Annotated in this window: 19 protein-coding genes; 13 read left to right on the top strand and 6 right to left on the bottom strand. The window is 68.4% G+C overall.

Going from position 1 to position 17,015, the window contains the following annotated elements:
- Window positions 1-11: 11 nt before the first annotated feature.
- From R2APBS1_RS11640 to R2APBS1_RS11625, 4 genes are all read right to left on the bottom strand, one after another.
- Window positions 12-1,220: an HlyD/EmrA/EmrK family protein gene (locus tag R2APBS1_RS11640; protein ID WP_007508966.1), complete on the bottom strand. Its 1,209-nt coding sequence runs from the start codon at window positions 1,218-1,220 to the stop codon at window positions 12-14.
- Complete coding sequence (locus tag R2APBS1_RS11635; RefSeq protein ID WP_015448073.1) at window positions 1,207-2,685, bottom strand: efflux transporter outer membrane subunit; 1,479 nt, start codon at window positions 2,683-2,685, stop codon at window positions 1,207-1,209. Before R2APBS1_RS11635 ends, R2APBS1_RS11640 begins: the two co-directional genes overlap by 14 nt.
- Before the next feature lie 11 nt (window positions 2,686-2,696).
- Complete coding sequence (locus tag R2APBS1_RS11630; RefSeq protein WP_007508962.1) at window positions 2,697-3,221, bottom strand: MarR family winged helix-turn-helix transcriptional regulator; 525 nt, start codon at window positions 3,219-3,221, stop codon at window positions 2,697-2,699.
- 80 nt (window positions 3,222-3,301) lie between these two features.
- Window positions 3,302-4,087, bottom strand: coding sequence for a TatD family hydrolase (locus R2APBS1_RS11625; RefSeq protein WP_015448072.1), 786 nt, complete (start codon window positions 4,085-4,087; stop codon window positions 3,302-3,304).
- Between the two features lie 157 nt (window positions 4,088-4,244).
- Here R2APBS1_RS11625 and R2APBS1_RS11620 point away from each other — a divergent pair, with 157 nt between their 5' ends.
- Window positions 4,245-4,826, top strand: coding sequence for a glycine zipper 2TM domain-containing protein (locus R2APBS1_RS11620; protein ID WP_007508956.1), 582 nt, complete (start codon window positions 4,245-4,247; stop codon window positions 4,824-4,826).
- Window positions 4,827-4,852: 26 nt separating this feature from the next.
- Window positions 4,853-5,347 carry an outer membrane lipoprotein gene (locus tag R2APBS1_RS11615; RefSeq protein WP_007508954.1) on the top strand — a complete coding sequence of 165 codons (495 nt, stop codon included), beginning with the start codon at window positions 4,853-4,855 and terminating at the stop codon, window positions 5,345-5,347.
- A gap of 82 nt (window positions 5,348-5,429) precedes the next feature.
- Here R2APBS1_RS11615 and R2APBS1_RS11610 read toward each other — a convergent pair whose 3' ends face one another.
- Both R2APBS1_RS11610 and ygfZ read right to left on the bottom strand, forming a co-directional pair.
- The gene (locus R2APBS1_RS11610) at window positions 5,430-5,864 is read right to left on the bottom strand and encodes a cell wall hydrolase (protein WP_015448071.1); all 435 of its coding nucleotides are present in this window, start codon (window positions 5,862-5,864) and stop codon (window positions 5,430-5,432) included.
- A gap of 475 nt (window positions 5,865-6,339) precedes the next feature.
- Window positions 6,340-7,362 (bottom strand): CAF17-like 4Fe-4S cluster assembly/insertion protein YgfZ, encoded by a 1,023-nt coding sequence (gene ygfZ / locus R2APBS1_RS11605; RefSeq protein WP_235644487.1) that lies wholly within the window; start codon window positions 7,360-7,362, stop codon window positions 6,340-6,342.
- On the opposite strand from ygfZ, the gene R2APBS1_RS20560 reads away from it, so the two are divergent.
- The 11 genes from R2APBS1_RS20560 (at window position 7,337) to R2APBS1_RS11555 (ending at window position 17,011) form a co-directional block, all read left to right on the top strand.
- On the top strand, window positions 7,337-7,441 hold the full coding sequence (locus R2APBS1_RS20560) for a DUF1674 domain-containing protein (RefSeq protein WP_236127019.1): 105 nt from the start codon (window positions 7,337-7,339) through the stop codon (window positions 7,439-7,441). The genes ygfZ and R2APBS1_RS20560 overlap by 26 nt on opposite strands.
- Before the next feature lie 87 nt (window positions 7,442-7,528).
- A complete protein-coding gene (gene sdhC, locus R2APBS1_RS11600) occupies window positions 7,529-7,924 on the top strand; it encodes a succinate dehydrogenase, cytochrome b556 subunit (RefSeq protein WP_007508947.1) in 396 nt (131 codons plus the stop codon).
- Window positions 7,921-8,334, top strand: a complete 414-nt coding sequence (gene sdhD, locus R2APBS1_RS11595) for a succinate dehydrogenase, hydrophobic membrane anchor protein (RefSeq protein WP_007508944.1) — start codon at window positions 7,921-7,923, stop codon at window positions 8,332-8,334. Before sdhC ends, sdhD begins: the two co-directional genes overlap by 4 nt.
- Before the next feature lie 4 nt (window positions 8,335-8,338).
- Window positions 8,339-10,126, top strand: coding sequence for a succinate dehydrogenase flavoprotein subunit (gene sdhA, locus R2APBS1_RS11590; protein ID WP_015448068.1), 1,788 nt, complete (start codon window positions 8,339-8,341; stop codon window positions 10,124-10,126).
- Window positions 10,127-10,216: 90 nt separating this feature from the next.
- Window positions 10,217-10,999: a succinate dehydrogenase iron-sulfur subunit gene (locus tag R2APBS1_RS11585; RefSeq protein WP_007508940.1), complete on the top strand. Its 783-nt coding sequence runs from the start codon at window positions 10,217-10,219 to the stop codon at window positions 10,997-10,999.
- Window positions 11,000-11,102: 103 nt separating this feature from the next.
- On the top strand, window positions 11,103-11,351 hold the full coding sequence (locus tag R2APBS1_RS11580) for an FAD assembly factor SdhE (protein ID WP_007508938.1): 249 nt from the start codon (window positions 11,103-11,105) through the stop codon (window positions 11,349-11,351).
- Window positions 11,323-11,760 (top strand): protein YgfX, encoded by a 438-nt coding sequence (locus R2APBS1_RS11575; RefSeq protein WP_007508937.1) that lies wholly within the window; start codon window positions 11,323-11,325, stop codon window positions 11,758-11,760. The genes R2APBS1_RS11580 and R2APBS1_RS11575 overlap by 29 nt, the downstream gene beginning before the upstream one ends.
- Before the next feature lie 98 nt (window positions 11,761-11,858).
- A complete protein-coding gene (locus tag R2APBS1_RS11570; RefSeq protein WP_015448067.1) occupies window positions 11,859-13,100 on the top strand; it encodes a lipoprotein-releasing ABC transporter permease subunit in 1,242 nt (413 codons plus the stop codon).
- A gap of 7 nt (window positions 13,101-13,107) precedes the next feature.
- Window positions 13,108-13,806, top strand: a complete 699-nt coding sequence (lolD, locus tag R2APBS1_RS11565; protein ID WP_041676763.1) for a lipoprotein-releasing ABC transporter ATP-binding protein LolD — start codon at window positions 13,108-13,110, stop codon at window positions 13,804-13,806.
- 140 nt (window positions 13,807-13,946) lie between these two features.
- Window positions 13,947-16,247: a DNA internalization-related competence protein ComEC/Rec2 gene (locus tag R2APBS1_RS11560; protein ID WP_015448065.1), complete on the top strand. Its 2,301-nt coding sequence runs from the start codon at window positions 13,947-13,949 to the stop codon at window positions 16,245-16,247.
- A gap of 110 nt (window positions 16,248-16,357) precedes the next feature.
- A complete protein-coding gene (locus tag R2APBS1_RS11555; RefSeq protein ID WP_041677021.1) occupies window positions 16,358-17,011 on the top strand; it encodes a MotA/TolQ/ExbB proton channel family protein in 654 nt (217 codons plus the stop codon).
- The last annotated feature ends 4 nt before the right edge of the window (window positions 17,012-17,015 follow it).

Genomic DNA, 17,015 nt, shown 5'->3' with positions numbered 1-17,015 from the left:
GATGGTCCGGCTCAGTTCGCGGCGGTGGCGTGGGACAGGTTGGCGCGGATGATGCGGTCGGCCTCCGCGTCGGCTTGGCTGGCCATCTGGTCGTAGACGCCAGTCTGCGCCACCGGCTGTTGCGTCGGCGCGTTGGCCAGCACGCTGCCCTGGTCATGGCGGATGTCGACGGTGACGTCGGTGGACAGGCCGATGCGCAGCGGATGCCGGTCCAGCTCCTGGTTGTCCAGCGCGATGCGCACCGGCACGCGCTGCACCACCTTGATCCAGTTGCCGGTGGCGTTCTGCGCCGGCAGCAGCGAGAACACGCTGCCGGTGCCGGCGCCCAGGCCGACCACCTTGCCGTGGTAGACGGCATCGCTGCCATAGAGGTCGGAGACGATCTTCGCCGGCTGGCCGATGCGGATGTGGCGCAGCTGGCTCTCCTTGAAGTTCGCGTCGATCCACAGGTCGTGCAGCGGCACCACGGTCATCAGCTGCTGGCCCGGCTGCACGCTGTTGCCCAACTGCACGCTGCGCTCGGCCACGTAGCCGGACACCGGCGCGTAGATCGCGTTGCGCTGCGCGGCGACCCAGGCGGCGCGGAAGTTCGCGCGGGCCTGCAGCACCACCGGGTTCTGCGCCACGTCGGTGCCTTCGATCGCGGCATGCGCGGCGGCGGCCTGCGCCTCGGCGGCATTCACCGCGGCACGCGCCTGCTCCACGCCGTCGCGCAGGTGCTGCACGATCTCCGGCGATTCGGCCTGGGCGGCGATCAGCGGCAGGCGCCGCTTGAGGTCCGCCTCGGCCTTCTTCAGGTCCAGCTTCGCGGCGACCACCTGCGCATCGGCGCTGGTCGCCGAACTGGTCTGCTGGCGCACGCCGCGCACGGCCTGGGCCAGCGCGCTGCGCGCCTGCGCCAGGCGGGTGTCGGCGTCGGTGCTGTCCAGTTTCACCAGCACCTGGCCGGCCTCGACGTGCTGGGTGTCGTCGGCGAGGATCGCCACCACGGTACCCGGTACCTGTGCCGAGATCGCCACCTGGTTGCCGCCGACGTAGGCGTTGTCGGTCTTCACCCGGGTCGACAGCACGAAGAACCACAGCAGGAACCACAGCAGCGCGGCGAGGATGAACACGCTGGCCACGATCAGCAGCGTGCGCCGGCGCTTGGCCGGATCCTTCGCGGCCATGCCGCTGTCGTTGGCGTCGGCGGAGGTCTTGGCGGATTCAATGGCGCTCATGCGGGGCGGCTCCGGCGGTAACGGAAGAGGAAGGGGAGGTGGCGGCGTCGGTGGCGCGGTAGCCGCCGCCGAGGGCCTTGATCAGGGCCAGGTCGGTGCTTACCGCCTGCGCCTGCAGCTGGGTGGCGGCGTCGCGTTGCTGCAGCAACGCGGCTTGCGCGCCCAGGCTTTCGCGCAGGTCGCGCACGCCCTGGCGGGCCCGCGCCTGCGCGTTCGCCAGCAGGCGCTGGTCGGCGTCGAGCTGGGCCTGCTGCTCGTGCCGGCGGGCGGCGACCTGCTCGGCGCTCAGGGCCTGCGTGGCCACTTCACGCGCGGCGGCCAGCACGGCGCTATCGTACTGCGCCACGGCCGCGTCGAGCTGGGCCTTGCTGACGCCGTAATTCGCCTCGAGCGCGCCGCCGTTGAAGATCGGCAGGTGCAGCGCCGGGGTCAGCGCGAACGTGCGGCTGCCGGCAGTGAGCAGCTTGCCCATGTCGATGCTGGACAGGCCGGCCAGGGCGGTGAGGCTGATGTCGGGGAAGAACTCGGCGCGCGCAGCGTCGGTCTGCTTCAGCGCGGCCTCGACCTGCCAGCGGCTGGCGGCGATGTCGGGGCGGCGCGCAATCAGGTCCAGCCCGCCGTTCGCCGGCACGCCGCGTTCGATCGCCGGCAGCGGCCGCGCCCGAAGCTCGGGCAGCTCGGTCGGTGCGACGCCGAGCAGCGAGGCCAGCGCGGCGCGGCGGATCTGCGCCGAGCCGTCGAGCGCCACGCGCATCTCGCGCACCGCAGCCAGCTGGGCCCGGGCCTTCTGCGCCTCGTCGGGCAGGTCCACGCCCTGGCGCACGCGCAACTCGGCGATATCGGCGAACTGTTGTTGCGTGGCCAGCAAGCGGTCGGCCAGCTGCAGCCGCGCCTGGTCGGCCTGCCAGCCGAAGTAGGTGTCGGCGACGGCGTACTGGATTGCCAGCGCGGCGGCGCTGCGCTGCGCCTCGGCCGCGTGCGCCTGGTCCAGTGCGGCTTCCATCGTCGCGCGTTTCTTGCCCCACCAGTCGAAGTCGTACTGCAACTGCACGCCGAGGTCGGCCTGGTTGTACCAGCTGAAGCCGAGGAACTGGCTGGGGATCAGGCCGTGGTCGCTCAGCCGCTCGCGCGTCACCTGGGCGCTGCCGTTGACCGACAACCCGAGCTGCGCCGCGGCCAGCTTCGCCGACTGCTCGGCGTTGCGCACGCGGCTCTGCGCCAGCGCCAGGTCCGGTGATTGCTGCATGGCACGATCCATCAGGCCGTCCAGTTGCGGGTCGTCGTACTGGCGCCACCATTGGGCGGTTGGCCAGCCGGCACGGACCGGGGCCTGCAGGCCGGCCAGCGGCACATCGTCGCGCAGCGCCGGTGTGCCGAGCCTGGCCGGTGCAGCGGCACAGCCGGCCAGCGCCAGCACCATCGCGGCGACCAGCACCGTGCGACCGCGGAGCGGGGCATGTTTCATCGGGGTGTCCTTCATGGGAGGCGGCTTTCGCCCAACTGGTCGAGGTTGCCCGCCAGCTTGCGCAGCAGGCGATCGAAATGGCGTTTGTCGGTGTCGCTGAAGCCGGCAAACATGGTGGCGACGCGGGGGAACATCGGCGGCAGCATCTTCTGCACGAAGCGCCGCCCGGCTGCGGTGATGCGGATCAGCACGCGGCGGCGGTCCGCTTCGCTGCCGCCGCGGGTGATCAGCCCACGCTTGACCAGCGCGTTGGCGATGCGGGTCATGTTGGTGGCGCCCTGCGAGGTGTACTCGCACAGCTCGCCCGGGGTCGAGCTGCCGTCCGGGCGGCTGTACAGGATCATCAGGGTCAGGAATTCGCTGTGGTTGAGTTTGTGCGCCTTCAGCTTGAATTCGAGCTCTTCCTCGATGTCGTCGCCGAGCATCAGCATCAACCGGCACAGCCGCGCTTCGAGCGCAGGTACCTGCGGGATGATCTGGCTGACCCGGCCGACGCCTTCGTCCATCATCGTGATGCAGTTTGCCAGGCGTGCCATTTCACTGACTCATATTTCACCAGTGAAATAAAAAATAGCAAACCGGGGTCACCGTTGGCAAGTGACGGATGGCCTGGGCGTCAGTTGAGCCTGAACAGGCGGCGGGCGTTGGCGCTGGTGGCGGCGGCGATGTCCGCTTCCGGCGCGTTGCGCAGCGCAGCGATGCAGCGCAGGACTTCGACGACATGGGCCGGCTCGTTGCGCTCGCCGCGATGGGCGGCGCCGGGCTGGTCCGGCGCGTCGCTTTCCAGCAACAGGAACTCGATCGGCATCTGCGCCACGATCCGGCGCAGGCGCTGCGCGCGTTCGTAGGTCACCGGGCCGCCGATGCCGAGGTGGAAACCCAGATCCCACAGCTGGCGCGCCTGCTGCTCGCTACCGGAGAAGCTGTGCACCACGCCGCGCAACCTGCCGTTGCGGCGCAAGGTCAGGGTGACTTCCTCCAGCGCGCCGCGCGCATGCACGATCACCGGCAGGTCGTGCTCGCCGGCCAGCTGCAGCTGACGCCAGAAGCAGTGCCGCTGCAGTTCCCGGTCGAGGTCGTCCCGGTGGAAGTCCAGCCCGATCTCGCCGACCGCCACTGGACGGTTCTCGTTCAGCCAGGAAGACAGGGCGTCGACATGCTCCGGCGCATGTTGCAACAGGAACAGCGGGTGCAGCCCATAGGCGGGGTGCACCCCGGCATGACGGGCGCAGAGCTGGCGGATTTCCGGCCAGCTCCGGGCATCGACGGCAGGAACGACCAGCGTGTCGACGCCGCTCTGGCGGGCGCGTTCGATGACCGCCTCGAGATCACCAGCGAACGCCTGGTCGTCGAGATGCACGTGGCTGTCGACGAGCGGTACCCGGGTTCGTTTTTCGTGCACTGGCAGAGAGTCCTACGTCGGTGGCGTGAAGATAATGTAACGAGCGTGAGCTAGCTGCGATTCAGTTGAACAACGGTTCAATGGCCACGCAGGTAATTGCGCGATGCCGGGGGCATCCCGCCATGCCGCCAAACAAAAAACAGAGGAGAGGATCGTAATGAACAGATTGACAGCCAATGTACTCAATGTCGCCATTGCGGCGGTACTCGCGACTGGCCTCTCGGCCTGCAACCGCAATGCGGACGCCGGCGCTTCCAATGCCTCCGCCGACGCGGGCACCAGCGCGGACGCCGGGGTCAAGTACGCCAAGGTGGTCAGCGTCGACCCGGTGCGTTCGACGGTGAACAATCCGAAGCAGGTTTGCCATGACGAGACGGTCACGCATACCGAGCCGCCGAAGGATGAGCACCGCATCGCCGGTACCGCGATCGGCGCGGTGGTCGGCGGCCTGGTCGGCAATCAGGTCGGCGGCGGCAAGGGCAAGACGCTGGCCACGGTGGCCGGTGCGGTCGGTGGCGGCTATGCCGGCAACCGCATCCAGGCCAGCCGGCAGCATGCCCAGGTGAGCTCGACGGTGGAGCGCAAGTGCGAAACCGTCAACAACACCAGCAGCAAGATCGTCGGTTACGACGTTCGTTACGAATACAACGGCGTCACCCGCACGGTGCGGATGGATCATGACCCGGGCGACCGGGTGCAGGTGCAGGAAGGCGTGACGGCGGTGTCCGACGCCCACTGAAGCAACCCCGGAAAAGGAACGAGCCCATGAATGCACTGACCAGCAAATTCGCCATGGCCGCCGCGATGAGCGCCGGACTGGCCCTCGCCGGCTGCGCGACCTCGCCGTACGGCAACGACGGCACCTACAACCGCGGTTATCAGGGACAGAACGGTTACGGCGACCGCAGCGTGCGCTGCCAGACGTGCGGCGTGGTGCAGGAGGTGCAGCAGGTCTACATCGATGGCAGCAGCGGCAACGGCGGTACGCTGGGCGCGATCATCGGCGCTGTGGCCGGTGGCGTGCTCGGTAACCAGGTTGGCAAGGGTGACGGCCGCAAGGCCGCCACCGTGGCCGGCGCGGTCGCCGGCGGCGTCGTCGGCAACCAGATCGGCAAGCGCAACAGCGGCAGCGACGTCGCCTGGCGCATCGTGGTTCGACTGGACAATGGCCAGTACGCCACGGTGACCCAGCGCGAGAACCCCGGTGTCCGCAGCGGCGACTACGTCGAGGTTCGTGGCGATCACGTCTATGCGCGTTGAGTAATGACATATGGACGTCTGGACGTCCAAAAAAGAAAAGGCCCTCGAAAGAGGGCCTTTTTGTTTGGTCGCCGATGAGCGGTCAGTTCACTGCGTAGAACGCGTGCTCGCCGATCGTCACGCTTGGGCGGTTGCGCGACCATGCGGGCGAGATCGCGGTGGTGGCGAAGTGGTCGGCGCGCGGCACCAGCATGCGACGCTGCGCCACCGGCAGCTGCCAGTTCCGGATCGACATGCCGGCGATCTGCCATGCCTTGTTGAAGGCTTCGAGGTTGGTGATTTCGAACGAGCCGGGCGTGGTCGTGGTGGCGAACTGGTGGGGCGAGGTCACCACCTTGCAGACGGTGTCGCCCCAGCGCCCGCGGTCGCGGCGACGCAGCGCCACTTCCGCCACGGCGAGCTGACCATTGGTCGGTTCACTGCGTGCTTCGAGGTAGACGGTGGTGGCCAGGCAAGCCTGGTCAGCGACGGGCTGCGGCATCAGGGTCGTCAGCCACAACAGCATGGAAAGTTTCATGGTTCTGCCTCCAACGTGCTGTACGCGCGAAGCAGTTGCAGCTTCGAGCGCCGTTGCGGTGGACGGGCGGGCAGGCCGTTCCACCTGGATCAATCGTCGTGGCCGAAACTTGTGGCCAAGACGCTTTGCCACGGGATTGTGGCGGGTCGAACGGCGGTTCAGGCCGGTCGGGGGATTTGGCTGTTGTCGGGCGTTGCGCGGCCGCGTCGGCCGTGTTGCCTTCGACTACTACGCACTCGTTGGCTGCGAGGCGGTGTTCCATCCGGCGTTGTTGCTGCCGGGTCGCGCCGATTCGGATTCTTCCGGTTCGTCGCGTGTATCGGCACCCCGTGTTCCGGCTGCCGCGATATTCGATCGGCGGAGCCTAGTGGCGGATTTCGTAGCTGGCAAGTGCCGGGATGCCGAAGTTCAGTTGACGCTCACGATCCCTTGATGCGCATTGCACGCGAAATTCATCTGCGTCGCCGGTCGTCGCTCACGCCGGCCACGACGCGATGATGTCGAGCGCGAGGTTGTCGTCGAATGCATGCGGATGCCCGGCGCCAACCGTTGCGGCGATGTCATCGCTCAACACGACGAGTGCCTCGATGCCGTCATCCGTGCCGACGACATCGAGCACGCAACCAGCCTCGCGCCCATCTCGCCGCAGCGTGTCGCCGGCGACCGCTGCTTGCGACAAAGTGACGCGATGCAGATGTCGCTTGTGCCCGCCGCGGAAATGCAGCCGTGCGACGATTTCCTGGCCGGGGTAGCAGCCCTTGTCGATGGCGACGGCATGCAGGCGCTGCAGCGACAAGGCCGGCGGCAGCAATTCGCCCAGCAAGCATGCCGGCAGCCACGGCCAGCCTGCGCGCAACTGCGGCAGGCGCCACGCGTCGTCGCCCGCGCCGGTGGCGATGAGGCGAAGGCTGTGCGTGCCGCAGCCGAGCGACACGTTCTCGCCGTCGTCGGCGACCGCGTGCAGCGGCAGCACCGCGCCGGTGGCGAGGCGGCGCGGCGGCCATGCCGTCACGCTGAGTTTCGAACGGAACACGAAGCGGTGCAGTGCATCGGCCATCGCCGCGGCGTCGCCTCCGCGCAGCAGCAGCAGGTAGCGCTCGTCGGCGAGTCGGGCCAGTTGGAACAGTGCGCGCACGCGTCCCTGCGGATCGAGCCATGCGCTGAATTGCCACTGGCCGATGGCGAGCGAGCTGACGGGGCTGCTGAACTGCGCGTGCGCGAAAGCTCTCGCGTCGGGGCCTTCGATCAGCAGGGTTTCGGCGGAGTGGTGTGTCGGCATGAGGCTGCTGGAGTTGGGGGTGCATGGCGCGAGACACAAGTGACGGCGCGCGATGCGAGTACACCGGTGCGTGATGCATGGTTGTACTGCATTGCCGCAAGTATTAACCTTTGGCGGCTTACAAAAAACCATGTCCACTACCTCCTCTCCAGCCGAATCCACACCCGTTTCCGTTCCGGCGGAAACGACTGTCGTGCCTGTCAGGCCGGCGGTGGACAAGGTATCGGGGGAGAAGCCGGCTCCCGATCCCACGCGTTATGGCGATTGGGAAAAGAACGGACGCTGTATCGACTTCTGAACGACCGCGCGGCGCTCGTCGTCGTTGCGCATCAGGACAGGGGAAGGTGCGGCATGGGCACCAGCGATTCCACACAGGATAGCCGCCATGGCAGACAAGCAACGACCGCTCTCCCCGCACCTGCAGGTTTACAGGTGGCAGATACAGATGGTGACTTCCATCCTGCATCGTGCCACCGGCATCGCCCTGGCCGTTGGCACGCTGCTGGTGGTGTGGGGGATTCTGGCGCTGGCCTCCGGCGAGGCGGCCTTCGAGCAATTCAAGACCTGCACCGGCAGCCCGATCGGCCTCATCCTGCTGGTGGGCTGGACTTGGGCGCTCGGCTATCACCTGTGCAACGGCATCCGCCACCTGGTGCAGGACACCGGCGCGGGTTACAAGATTCCCCAGTTCGTGCGTTCAAGCTGGCTGTCGGTGATCGGCAGCTTCGTGCTCACGGTACTTATCTGGGCCTGCGTGCTCGCTCAAGGAGGTGCGGCATGAACCTGCGCGTGGGTACCGATGATGTGCGCAGCCAGCTGCGCCACCCGATGAAACATGCGCGTGGCCTGGGCTCGGCGCAGCATGGCGTGGACCACTGGTGGGTGCAGCGCGTCACCGCCGCTGCACTGATCGCGCTCGGTCTGTGGTTCGTGGTCACCGTGCTCTCCCTGCTGCACGCCGACTACGCCACGGCAAAGGCCATGGTGGCCAGGCCGTGGAATGCGCTGCTGCTGATGCTGTTCGTGGTCACCGCGTTCTGGCACGCCGTGCTTGGCTTGCAGGTGGTGATCGAGGATTACGTGCACACCCGCTGGAAGGAAGTGGTGCTGCTGGTGGCGATCAAGTTCCTCGCGGTGCTGGGCGCGCTCGCGGGCGTGCTGGCCGTGCTGCGCATCGCATTGGGAGTCTGAGACCGTGGAAAGCTACAAGATCCAGCAGCACAAGTACGACGTGGTGGTGGTCGGCGCCGGCGGCGCCGGCCTGCGTGCCACCTTCGGCCTCGCCGAGAAGGGCCTCAAGGCGGCCTGCGTCACCAAGGTGTTTCCCACCCGTTCGCATACCGTGGCGGCGCAAGGCGGCATCGCCGCCGCGCTCGGCAACATGGGCGAGGACGACTGGCGCTTCCACTTCTATGACACGGTGAAGGGTGGCGACTGGCTGGGCGATCAGGACGCGATCGAGTACATGTGCAAGAACGCGCCGCAGTCGGTGATCGAGCTGGAGCACTACGGCGTGCCGTTCTCGCGTACCGAGGACGGCCACATCTATCAGCGCCCGTTCGGCGGCATGACCACGCACTACGGCAAGGGCACCGCGCAGCGCACCTGCGCCGCCGCCGACCGCACCGGCCACGCGATCCTGCACACGCTGTACCAGCAGGCGCTGGCGCACGACGCCACCTTTTTCGTCGAGTATTTCGCCACCGACCTGATCTTCGACGAGGAAGGCGTCTGCCGCGGCGTGCTGGCGCTGGACATGAACGAGGGCACGCTGCACGTCTTCCGCGGCCAGGCGGTGGTGCTGGCTACCGGCGGTTACGGCCGCGCCTACTTCAGCGCCACTTCTGCGCACACCTGCACCGGCGACGGCGGCGGCATGGTGTTGCGTGCGGGCTTGGCGCTGCAGGATCTGGAGTTCGTGCAGTTCCACCCCACCGGCATCTACGGCGCCGGCTGCCTGATCACCGAGGGCGTGCGCGGCGAGGGCGGCTACCTCACCAATTCCAAGGGCGAGCGCTTCATGGAGCGCTATGCGCCCAGTGCGAAGGATCTGGCCTCGCGCGACGTGGTCAGCCGCGCCATCACCATCGAGATCCGCGAAGGCCGCGGCGTGGGCGAGCACCAGGACCATGCCTTCCTCAACCTCATGCATCTCGGTCCGGAAGTTATCCACGAGCGCCTGCCGGGCATCGCCGAGTCGGCGCGCATCTTCGCCGGCGTGGACGTGACCAAGGAACCGATCCCGATCCTGCCCACCGTGCACTACAACATGGGCGGCATCCCCACCAACTATCACGGCGAAGTGGTGCAGAAGAAGGGCGACGACGTCGACGCCGTGGTACCGGGCCTGTTCGCCATCGGCGAAGCGGCCTGCGTGTCGGTGCACGGCGGCAACCGCCTGGGCTCCAACTCGCTGCTCGATCTGGTGGTATTCGGTCGCGCGGTGGCGCACCGCTGCGCCGAGCTCATCCAGCCCGGCGCCGCGCACAAGGATCTGCCGGCCAGCGCACTGGACAAGGCGCTGGCCCGTTTCGACGGCCTGCGCCACGCCGGCGGCGAATTGCCAACGGCGCAGATCCGCCTCGACATGCAGCGCACCATGCAGGTCGACGCCGCGGTGTTCCGCACCGGCGAGACGCTGAAGGAAGGCTGCACCAAGATCGACAAGGTGCGCGACTCGTTCAAGCAGGTGAAGGTCACCGACCGCTCGCTGGTGTGGAACTCCGACCTGATCGAGACGCTGGAGCTGGCCAACCTGCTCGACCAGGCGGTGGGCACCATGCACTCGGCCGAGCAGCGCCCGGAGAGCCGCGGCGCCCATGCGCGCGAGGACTTCCCCGAGCGTAACGACGCCGAATGGATGAAGCACACCCTGGTCAAGGTGGACGAGAACGGCAAGACCAGCTTCGACTATCGCCCGGTGCACATGTTCACCCTCTCCGACGAGGTCGAAGTGGTGCCGCCGAAGAAGCGCGTGTATTGAGTGCGGGAGTGGGGAATGGGGAACAGGGCATCGTGTTGCGTGCGAACCTGATCCGTCCCGGTCCTTTCTGTCTACTGCGGATGCATACCAATGGCTGAATTCTCACTGCCGAAAAACTCCAAGATCCAGCCGGGCAAGCACTACCCGGCGAAGAACGCGAAGAAGCCGCGTACCTTCCGGATCTATCGCTGGAGTCCGGACGACGACCAGAACCCGCGCATCGACACCTACGAGGTCGACCTGGCCGCCTGCGGCCCGATGGTTCTGGACGCGCTGCTGAAGATCAAGAACGAGATCGACCCCACGCTCACGCTGCGTCGCTCCTGCCGCGAAGGCATCTGCGGCTCGTGCGCCATGAACATCGACGGCACCAACACGTTGGCCTGCATCTGCGCGATCGACAGCGTCGCCGCCGGCGACGTGAAGATCTACCCGTTGCCGCACATGCCGGTGGTGAAGGACCTGGTGCCCGACCTCACCCATTTCTACGCCCAGTACGCATCGATCAAGCCGTGGGTCCGCACGCAGAGCGCGGTGCCCGACAAGGAGCGCCTGCAGTCGCCGGAAGACCGCAAGAAGCTCGACGGCCTGTACGAATGCATCCTGTGCGCCTGCTGCTCCACCAGCTGCCCCAGCTACTGGTGGAACGGCGACAAGTACCTCGGCCCGGCGATCCTGCTGCAGGCCTACCGCTGGATCGTCGACTCGCGCGATGAAACCACCGGCGAGCGCCTGGATGATCTGGAAGACCCGTTCAAGCTGTACCGCTGCCACACCATCATGAACTGCACGCGCACCTGCCCGAAAGGCCTGAACCCGGCCAAGGCGATCGCGGAGATCAAGAAGCTGATGGTGGAGCGGCGCTCGGCCTGAGCGCGCTACCGGGTTTCGTACGCTACAGGCCGCCATGCGCGGCCTGTAGCGTTCCGGTGCAACGGCTACACTCCGCCTTCATGGACAACGACCGAGCCTCGTGATGGATGAAGCACGCATCAAGCGTCTGCGCTGGCGCACCCGCCGCGGCACGCGCGAACTGGACGCGCTGTTCGGCGGCTGGCTGGACGAATGTTTCGCCGATGCGGACGAGGCGCGACGCCAGGCCTTCGACCAACTGCTCGACGTGCAGGACCCGGACCTGTGGGACTGGGTGATGGGTCACGCGCGCCCCGAGCGGGCAGACTGGCAGGCGATCGTCGATGACATCCGCGCCCGCCATCGGCTTTGAGTACCGGCCGTCGCGACGGCTGCGGCAAGCCCTGGTACTGGTTGCCGCCCTGGCGTGGCTCGCCGTGGCGTTGAGCGCGCTGCCCGCATGGCTGAAGCTGCTGCTGGCGGCAGCCGTGGCAATGGCGACCTGGCACACGCTTCGACGCCTGGCCGCCGCCCCGGTCACGGCGGCCGGCTGGAGCGCCGACGATGCCTGGACGCTGCACCTGGCCGATCACCAGGACATGCCAGCCACGCTGGCCTCGTTCCGCGTGCTCGGCGTGTTCGTGCTGCTGCGCCTGCATACGGCGGAGCAGGGCGTGCAGATGCTGCTGCTGGCGCCGGACAACAGCGATGCGGACATCCGCCGGCGCCTGCGCATGCGGCTGGCGGCCATGCAGCCCGACGAGGCCGTGCCGCACCTTTGAGCGTGGCGGCAACTTCGACGCTGCAGCGCGGTCCGAGCGAATGCCCGATAATGGGCGACCGGGCGGCCCGCCCTGCGATTCCCACAAGCGACCCGCCCATGTTCCGACCGCTCGAACTCTTCATCGGCCTGCGCTACACCCGCGCCAAGCGGCGCAACCAGTTCATCTCCTTCATCTCCACCGTGTCGATCGTGTGCATCGCGATCAGCGTGGTCGCGCTGATCACGGTGATGTCGGTGATGAACGGCTTCGACTACCAGATGCGCTCGCGCATCCTCGGCGCGATCTCGCACGCCACCGTGTCCGGCATCGGCGAGAGCGTGCAGGACTGGCCGCGTGCATTGCAGATCGCCGAGGCCAACCCGCACGTGCTGGGCGCCGCGCCGTACGTGGAGACCGAGGCCTATCTGAATGCCCGTCGCTCCAGCGGCGCGCTGGTGCGCGGCGTCGAGCCGGCGCAGGAACCGAGGGTCGTCGACATCGACAAGCACATGCTGGAGGGAAAGCTCGCCGAGCTGACCCCGGGCAGCTGGAACATCGTGCTGGGCCGCGAGCTGGCGATGACGCTCGGCGTCACCGTGGGCGACCGCGTCACCATGTTCGTGCAGCAGCTCCGCGCCACGCCGATGGGCAGCGTGCCGCGGTTGCGCAGCTTCCACGTGGTGGGCACGTTCGAGCTGGGCATGGAGCAGTTCGACTCCGGCCTGGCCCTGGTCAACATGAGCGACGCCGAGAAGCTCAATGATCTCAGCGGCCCGACCGGCATCCGCCTGAAGCTCGACGACCTGTTCAACGCCCGTCCGGTCGCCCGCGAGCTGGCTGACCAGCTGGGCCAGGTCTACCGGGTGCAGACCTGGATGGACACCAACGCGAACCTGTTCGCCGCGCTGTCGATGGAAAAGATGGTGATGTTCATCATCCTGTCGCTGATCATCCTGGTCGCGGTGATCAACCTGATCTCGATGCTGATGATGCTGGTCACCGACAAGCAGGCCGACATCGCGATCCTGCGCACGCTCGGCGCCACCCCGCGCAGCATCATGGGCATGTTCATGGTGCAGGGCGTGCTGGTGGGCTTCGTCGGCATCGGCTTCGGCGTGGGCTTCGGCTCGCTGCTGTCGTGGAAGCTGCCGGGCATCATCAAGTGGATCGAGCACACCTTCCACGTCACCTTCCTGTCGCCGGACGTCTACTACATCAGCGAGGTGCCGAGCCGGCTCGACTGGCAGGACGTGGGCTGGACCGCGCTGCTCACCTTCGCGTTCTCGCTGCTGGCCACGCTCTATCCCGCGTGGCGCGCTTCGCGCACGCAGCCGGCGCAGGCGTTGCGCTATGAATAAGGCCGCCATGAATTCCACGACCGAAAACGTGCTGCGTGCCAGCCACGTCGCCAAGACCTACGACGAGGGCGGCCTGCGCACCGAGGTGCTGAGCGACGTCAGCTTCACCCTGAAGCGCGGCGAGACGATGGCGATCGTCGGCGCCTCCGGCTCGGGCAAGAGCACCCTGCTGCACATCATCGGCGGACTCGACACGCTGACCGCCGGCGAGGTGGAAGTGGACGGCCGCGTGCTGTCGAAGCTGTCCGACGCCGAGCGCGGCCGCGTGCGCAACCGCTCGCTCGGCTTCATCTACCAGTTCCACCACCTGCTGCCCGAGTTCACCGCGCTGGAGAACGTGTGCATGCCGCTGCTGATCCGCGGCACGGCGATCGCCGAGGCGCAGAAGCAAGCCGTTGCCCTGCTGGAGCGGGTGGGGCTGGGCGGACGCACGCAGCACAAGCCGTCCGAGCTGTCCGGCGGCGAGCGCCAGCGCTGCGCGGTGGCGCGCGCGCTGGTCACGCGCCCGGCCTGCGTGCTCGGCGACGAGCCCACCGGCAACCTCGACGAGGGCAATGCCGCGCAGGTCTACGCGCTGATGCTGGAGCTCAACCGCGAGATCGGCACCAGCTTCGTGCTGGTCACCCACGATCCGCAGCTGGCGGCGAAGATGGACCGCACCCTGGTGCTGCACAACGGCGTGCTGCAGGAAAGCCCGAAAGCCTGACGCTCTGGCTTGTTTCCCCGTGGCACCGGGAAGAGAGCCGACTTCGTGCTTTCAGGCGGGCGCCTACACGTTTTTCGTCTTCGTCGCTGCCGCCACCGCGCTAGGCTCGGACTCTTCCAGGATGGAATGAGGCACGCGACATGGCGCGACTCGGGGCGATCACGGCGGCGTCGGCCTTGCTCGCCGGCGTGCTGCTGGTGCAGTGGCTGCCGCAGTTGCCGCCTTACTGGAGCCTGGTCCTGGTGCTGCTGGCGGCCGCGTGGCTGGCCTGGCGTTGCCCGCGCTGGCGCTGGCTGGCCTGGCTGCTGTTCGGCATCGCGTGGGCGGCGTGGCGCGGCGGCGTGGCGATGGACGCGCGGCTGCCGCGGGCACTGGAAGGGCACGATTTCGTGGTCGTCGGCACGATCGCCGACCTGCCGCTGGCGCAGCCGGACGCCAGCCGCTTCACGCTGCAGGCGGAACAGGTCACGCTGGACGGCCAGCCGATCGCGTTGCACGGGCGCATCACGGTGGCCTGGTACGAGGATGCGCCGCCGCTGCGGCCGTGTTCACGCTGGCGGCTGTCGCTGCGCCTGAGGCGGCCGCGCGGGCTGCTCGATCCCGGCGGCGCCGACAGCGAACGCTCGGCGCTGCAGCGGGGTATCGTCGCCACCGGTTACGTGCGCGACGTTGCCGACAACGCGCCACTGGCCGGCACGCCCTGGTGCGTCGACGGGGTGCGCGATGCAGTGGCCCGCGGCATCGCGGTACGCGTGCACGACCGACATGACGCGGCCTTGCTGCAGGCGTTCACGGTCGGCGACACGCGCGGGTTGCAGCAGCGCGACTGGGCGGTGGCGCGTGCGAACGGGGTCTCGCACCTGATCGCGATCTCCGGCTTCCACGTCGGCGTGGCGGCGGTGTTCGGCGTGTGGCTGGCATGGCTGGTCTACGCGCTGTGGCCGCGGCTGGGACTGTGGTTGCCGCGGCCGCAGGCGCAGGCCGCGGCGGCACTGCTGGTGGCCGCGATGTACAGCGCGCTGGCCGGTTTCGGCCTGCCCACGGTGCGCACCCTGCTGATGATCGCGGTGGTGGCGCTGGCGCGCTGCAGCCGTCGCGGCAGCAGTGGTGCGCAATCGCTGGCGCTGGCGCTGATCGCGATCCTGCTGGCCGATCCGCTGGCGGTGCTGGCGGCGGGGTTCTGGCTGTCGTTCGTCGGTGTGGCGTTCCTGATGCTGTGCCTGCAGTCGCGTGGCCGCGGCGTACGCGCGTTCCTGCACGAGCTGTCGGCCGGGCAGCTGCTGATGACGGTGGCGTTGCTGCCGCTGACCTTGTGGTTCTTCGGCCAGGCTTCGCTGGTGGGCGCGTTGTCGAACCTGATCGCGGTGCCCGTGGTCAGCTTCGTGATCGTGCCATGCGCCTTGCTCGGCATGCTGCTGCTGGGCCTGTGCCCGCCGCTGGCCGCGCCGGTGCTGTGGCTGGCCGCGCGGATCGCACATGCGCAATGGTGGCTGCTGGAACAGATGGCGACGTGGCCCGGCGCGCACTGGTACCTGCCCGCGGTGCAGGCGCCTGCGCTGCTGCTGGCCGTGCTCGGCGCACTGTGGCTGTTCCTGCCGCGCGGCGTGCCGCTGCGCTGGCTCGGCCTGCTGCTGTTCCTGCCGCTGCTGTGGCCGCCGTTGCCGCGGCCGGTGGAGGGTGCCTTCCAGGTATGGGTGCTCGACGTGGGGCAGGGCCTGTCGGTAGTGCTGCGCACCCGCGACCACGTGCTGGTGTATGACGCCGGCGCGCGCTATCCGTCCGGTTTCGATGTGGGCGAAGCGGTGGTGTTGCCGTCGATGCATGCGCTGGGCATCGACCACCTGGACATGCTGGTGATCAGCCATGGCGACAATGATCATGCCGGTGGCGCCGAAGCGGTGGCGAACGCGTTTCCGCAGGCGCAGCGCTACGCCGGCGAGCCGTCGCGGGTGCGAGTGCCGATGCGGCAGTGCGTGGCGGGTCAGGCATGGCAATGGGATGGCGTGCGTTTTCGCGTGCTGAACCCACCCCGCGGCGCGGGCGACCGCGACAACGACAGCTCCTGCGTGCTGCTGGTCGAGGGCCGCGGCGGGCGCCTGCTGCTGCCCGGCGACATCAGCTCCGCGGCGGAACCGCTGGTGGCGGCGGCACTCGGCCCCGGCCCGGCGCCGGTGCTGCTGGTGCCGCACCACGGCAGCCGGACCTCGTCCGGCGCCGCCTTCATCGCCGCCGTGCGGCCACGGCTGGCGCTGGTGTCGGCGGGCTGGCGCAACCGTTTCGGCCACCCCCGGCCAGAGGTGCTGGCGCGCTACGCCGCGGCCCGCGTGCCGGTGTTCGATACCGCCGGGCAGGGTGCGATGGCGCTGGATTTCCCCGCCGACGCGCCGCCGCGGCGCGAACCGGGCTGGCGCCAGCGGCAGGCGCGTTACTGGCGCGAGTGAGCGGGCCGGCGGGGAATGCCACGCATGCCGCAGTACATCGGGGCGAGACTGCTATCATGCGCGCTTCCTGTCAGGTCATGCGTCGGGGTCGAAAAGTGCTGGAAATTCTGATGGCTGGCGGCTGGGCGATGGTGCCCATCCTGATCTGCTCGGCGATTGCCCTGGCGATCGTGCTGGAGCGTTGCTGGACGTTGCGTCGCAGGTCGGTGCTGCCGCCCGGGTTGGGCGAGGAAGTGCGCCAGTGGGCGCGCTCCGGTCAGCTCGATCCGGGCCATCTGGAGGCACTGGCCAACGGCTCGCCGCTTGGCGAACTGCTGGCCTCGGCGCTGGTGGTGCGCCGGCAGCCGCGCGAGCTGATCAAGGAGCGCATCGAGGATACCGGCCGCCACGTCGTCCACCGCATGGAGCGCTACCTCAACACGCTCGGCACGATCGCGCTGATCGGCCCGCTGCTGGGTCTGTTCGGCACCGTGATCGGCCTGATCCGCATGTTCATGGAGGTGATGGCCGGCGGCATCGGCGATCCGGCCAGGATGGCCGGCGGCATCGGTGAGGCGCTGATCTGCACTGCCTCGGGCCTGACCGTGGCGATTCCTGCCTACGTGCTGCACCGCTATTTCCGCTCGCGCATAGCCGGCTACCGCGTGGAGATGGAGAAGCAGGCCACGGCGCTGCTCGATGACCTGACCCTGGCCACTGCTCCGGCGGCGGCACCCGTACGGCCGCGCCGCGCGCCGGCGCCGACCGCGCCGAGCGCGGGCTGAGGCG

Origin of the sequence: Rhodanobacter denitrificans (assembly GCF_000230695.2) — a bacterium.
GTDB lineage: Bacteria > Pseudomonadota > Gammaproteobacteria > Xanthomonadales > Rhodanobacteraceae > Rhodanobacter > Rhodanobacter denitrificans.
The sequence above is the reverse complement of the archived record's forward strand: the minus strand, read 5'-3'. Positions and strand labels throughout refer to the sequence as shown.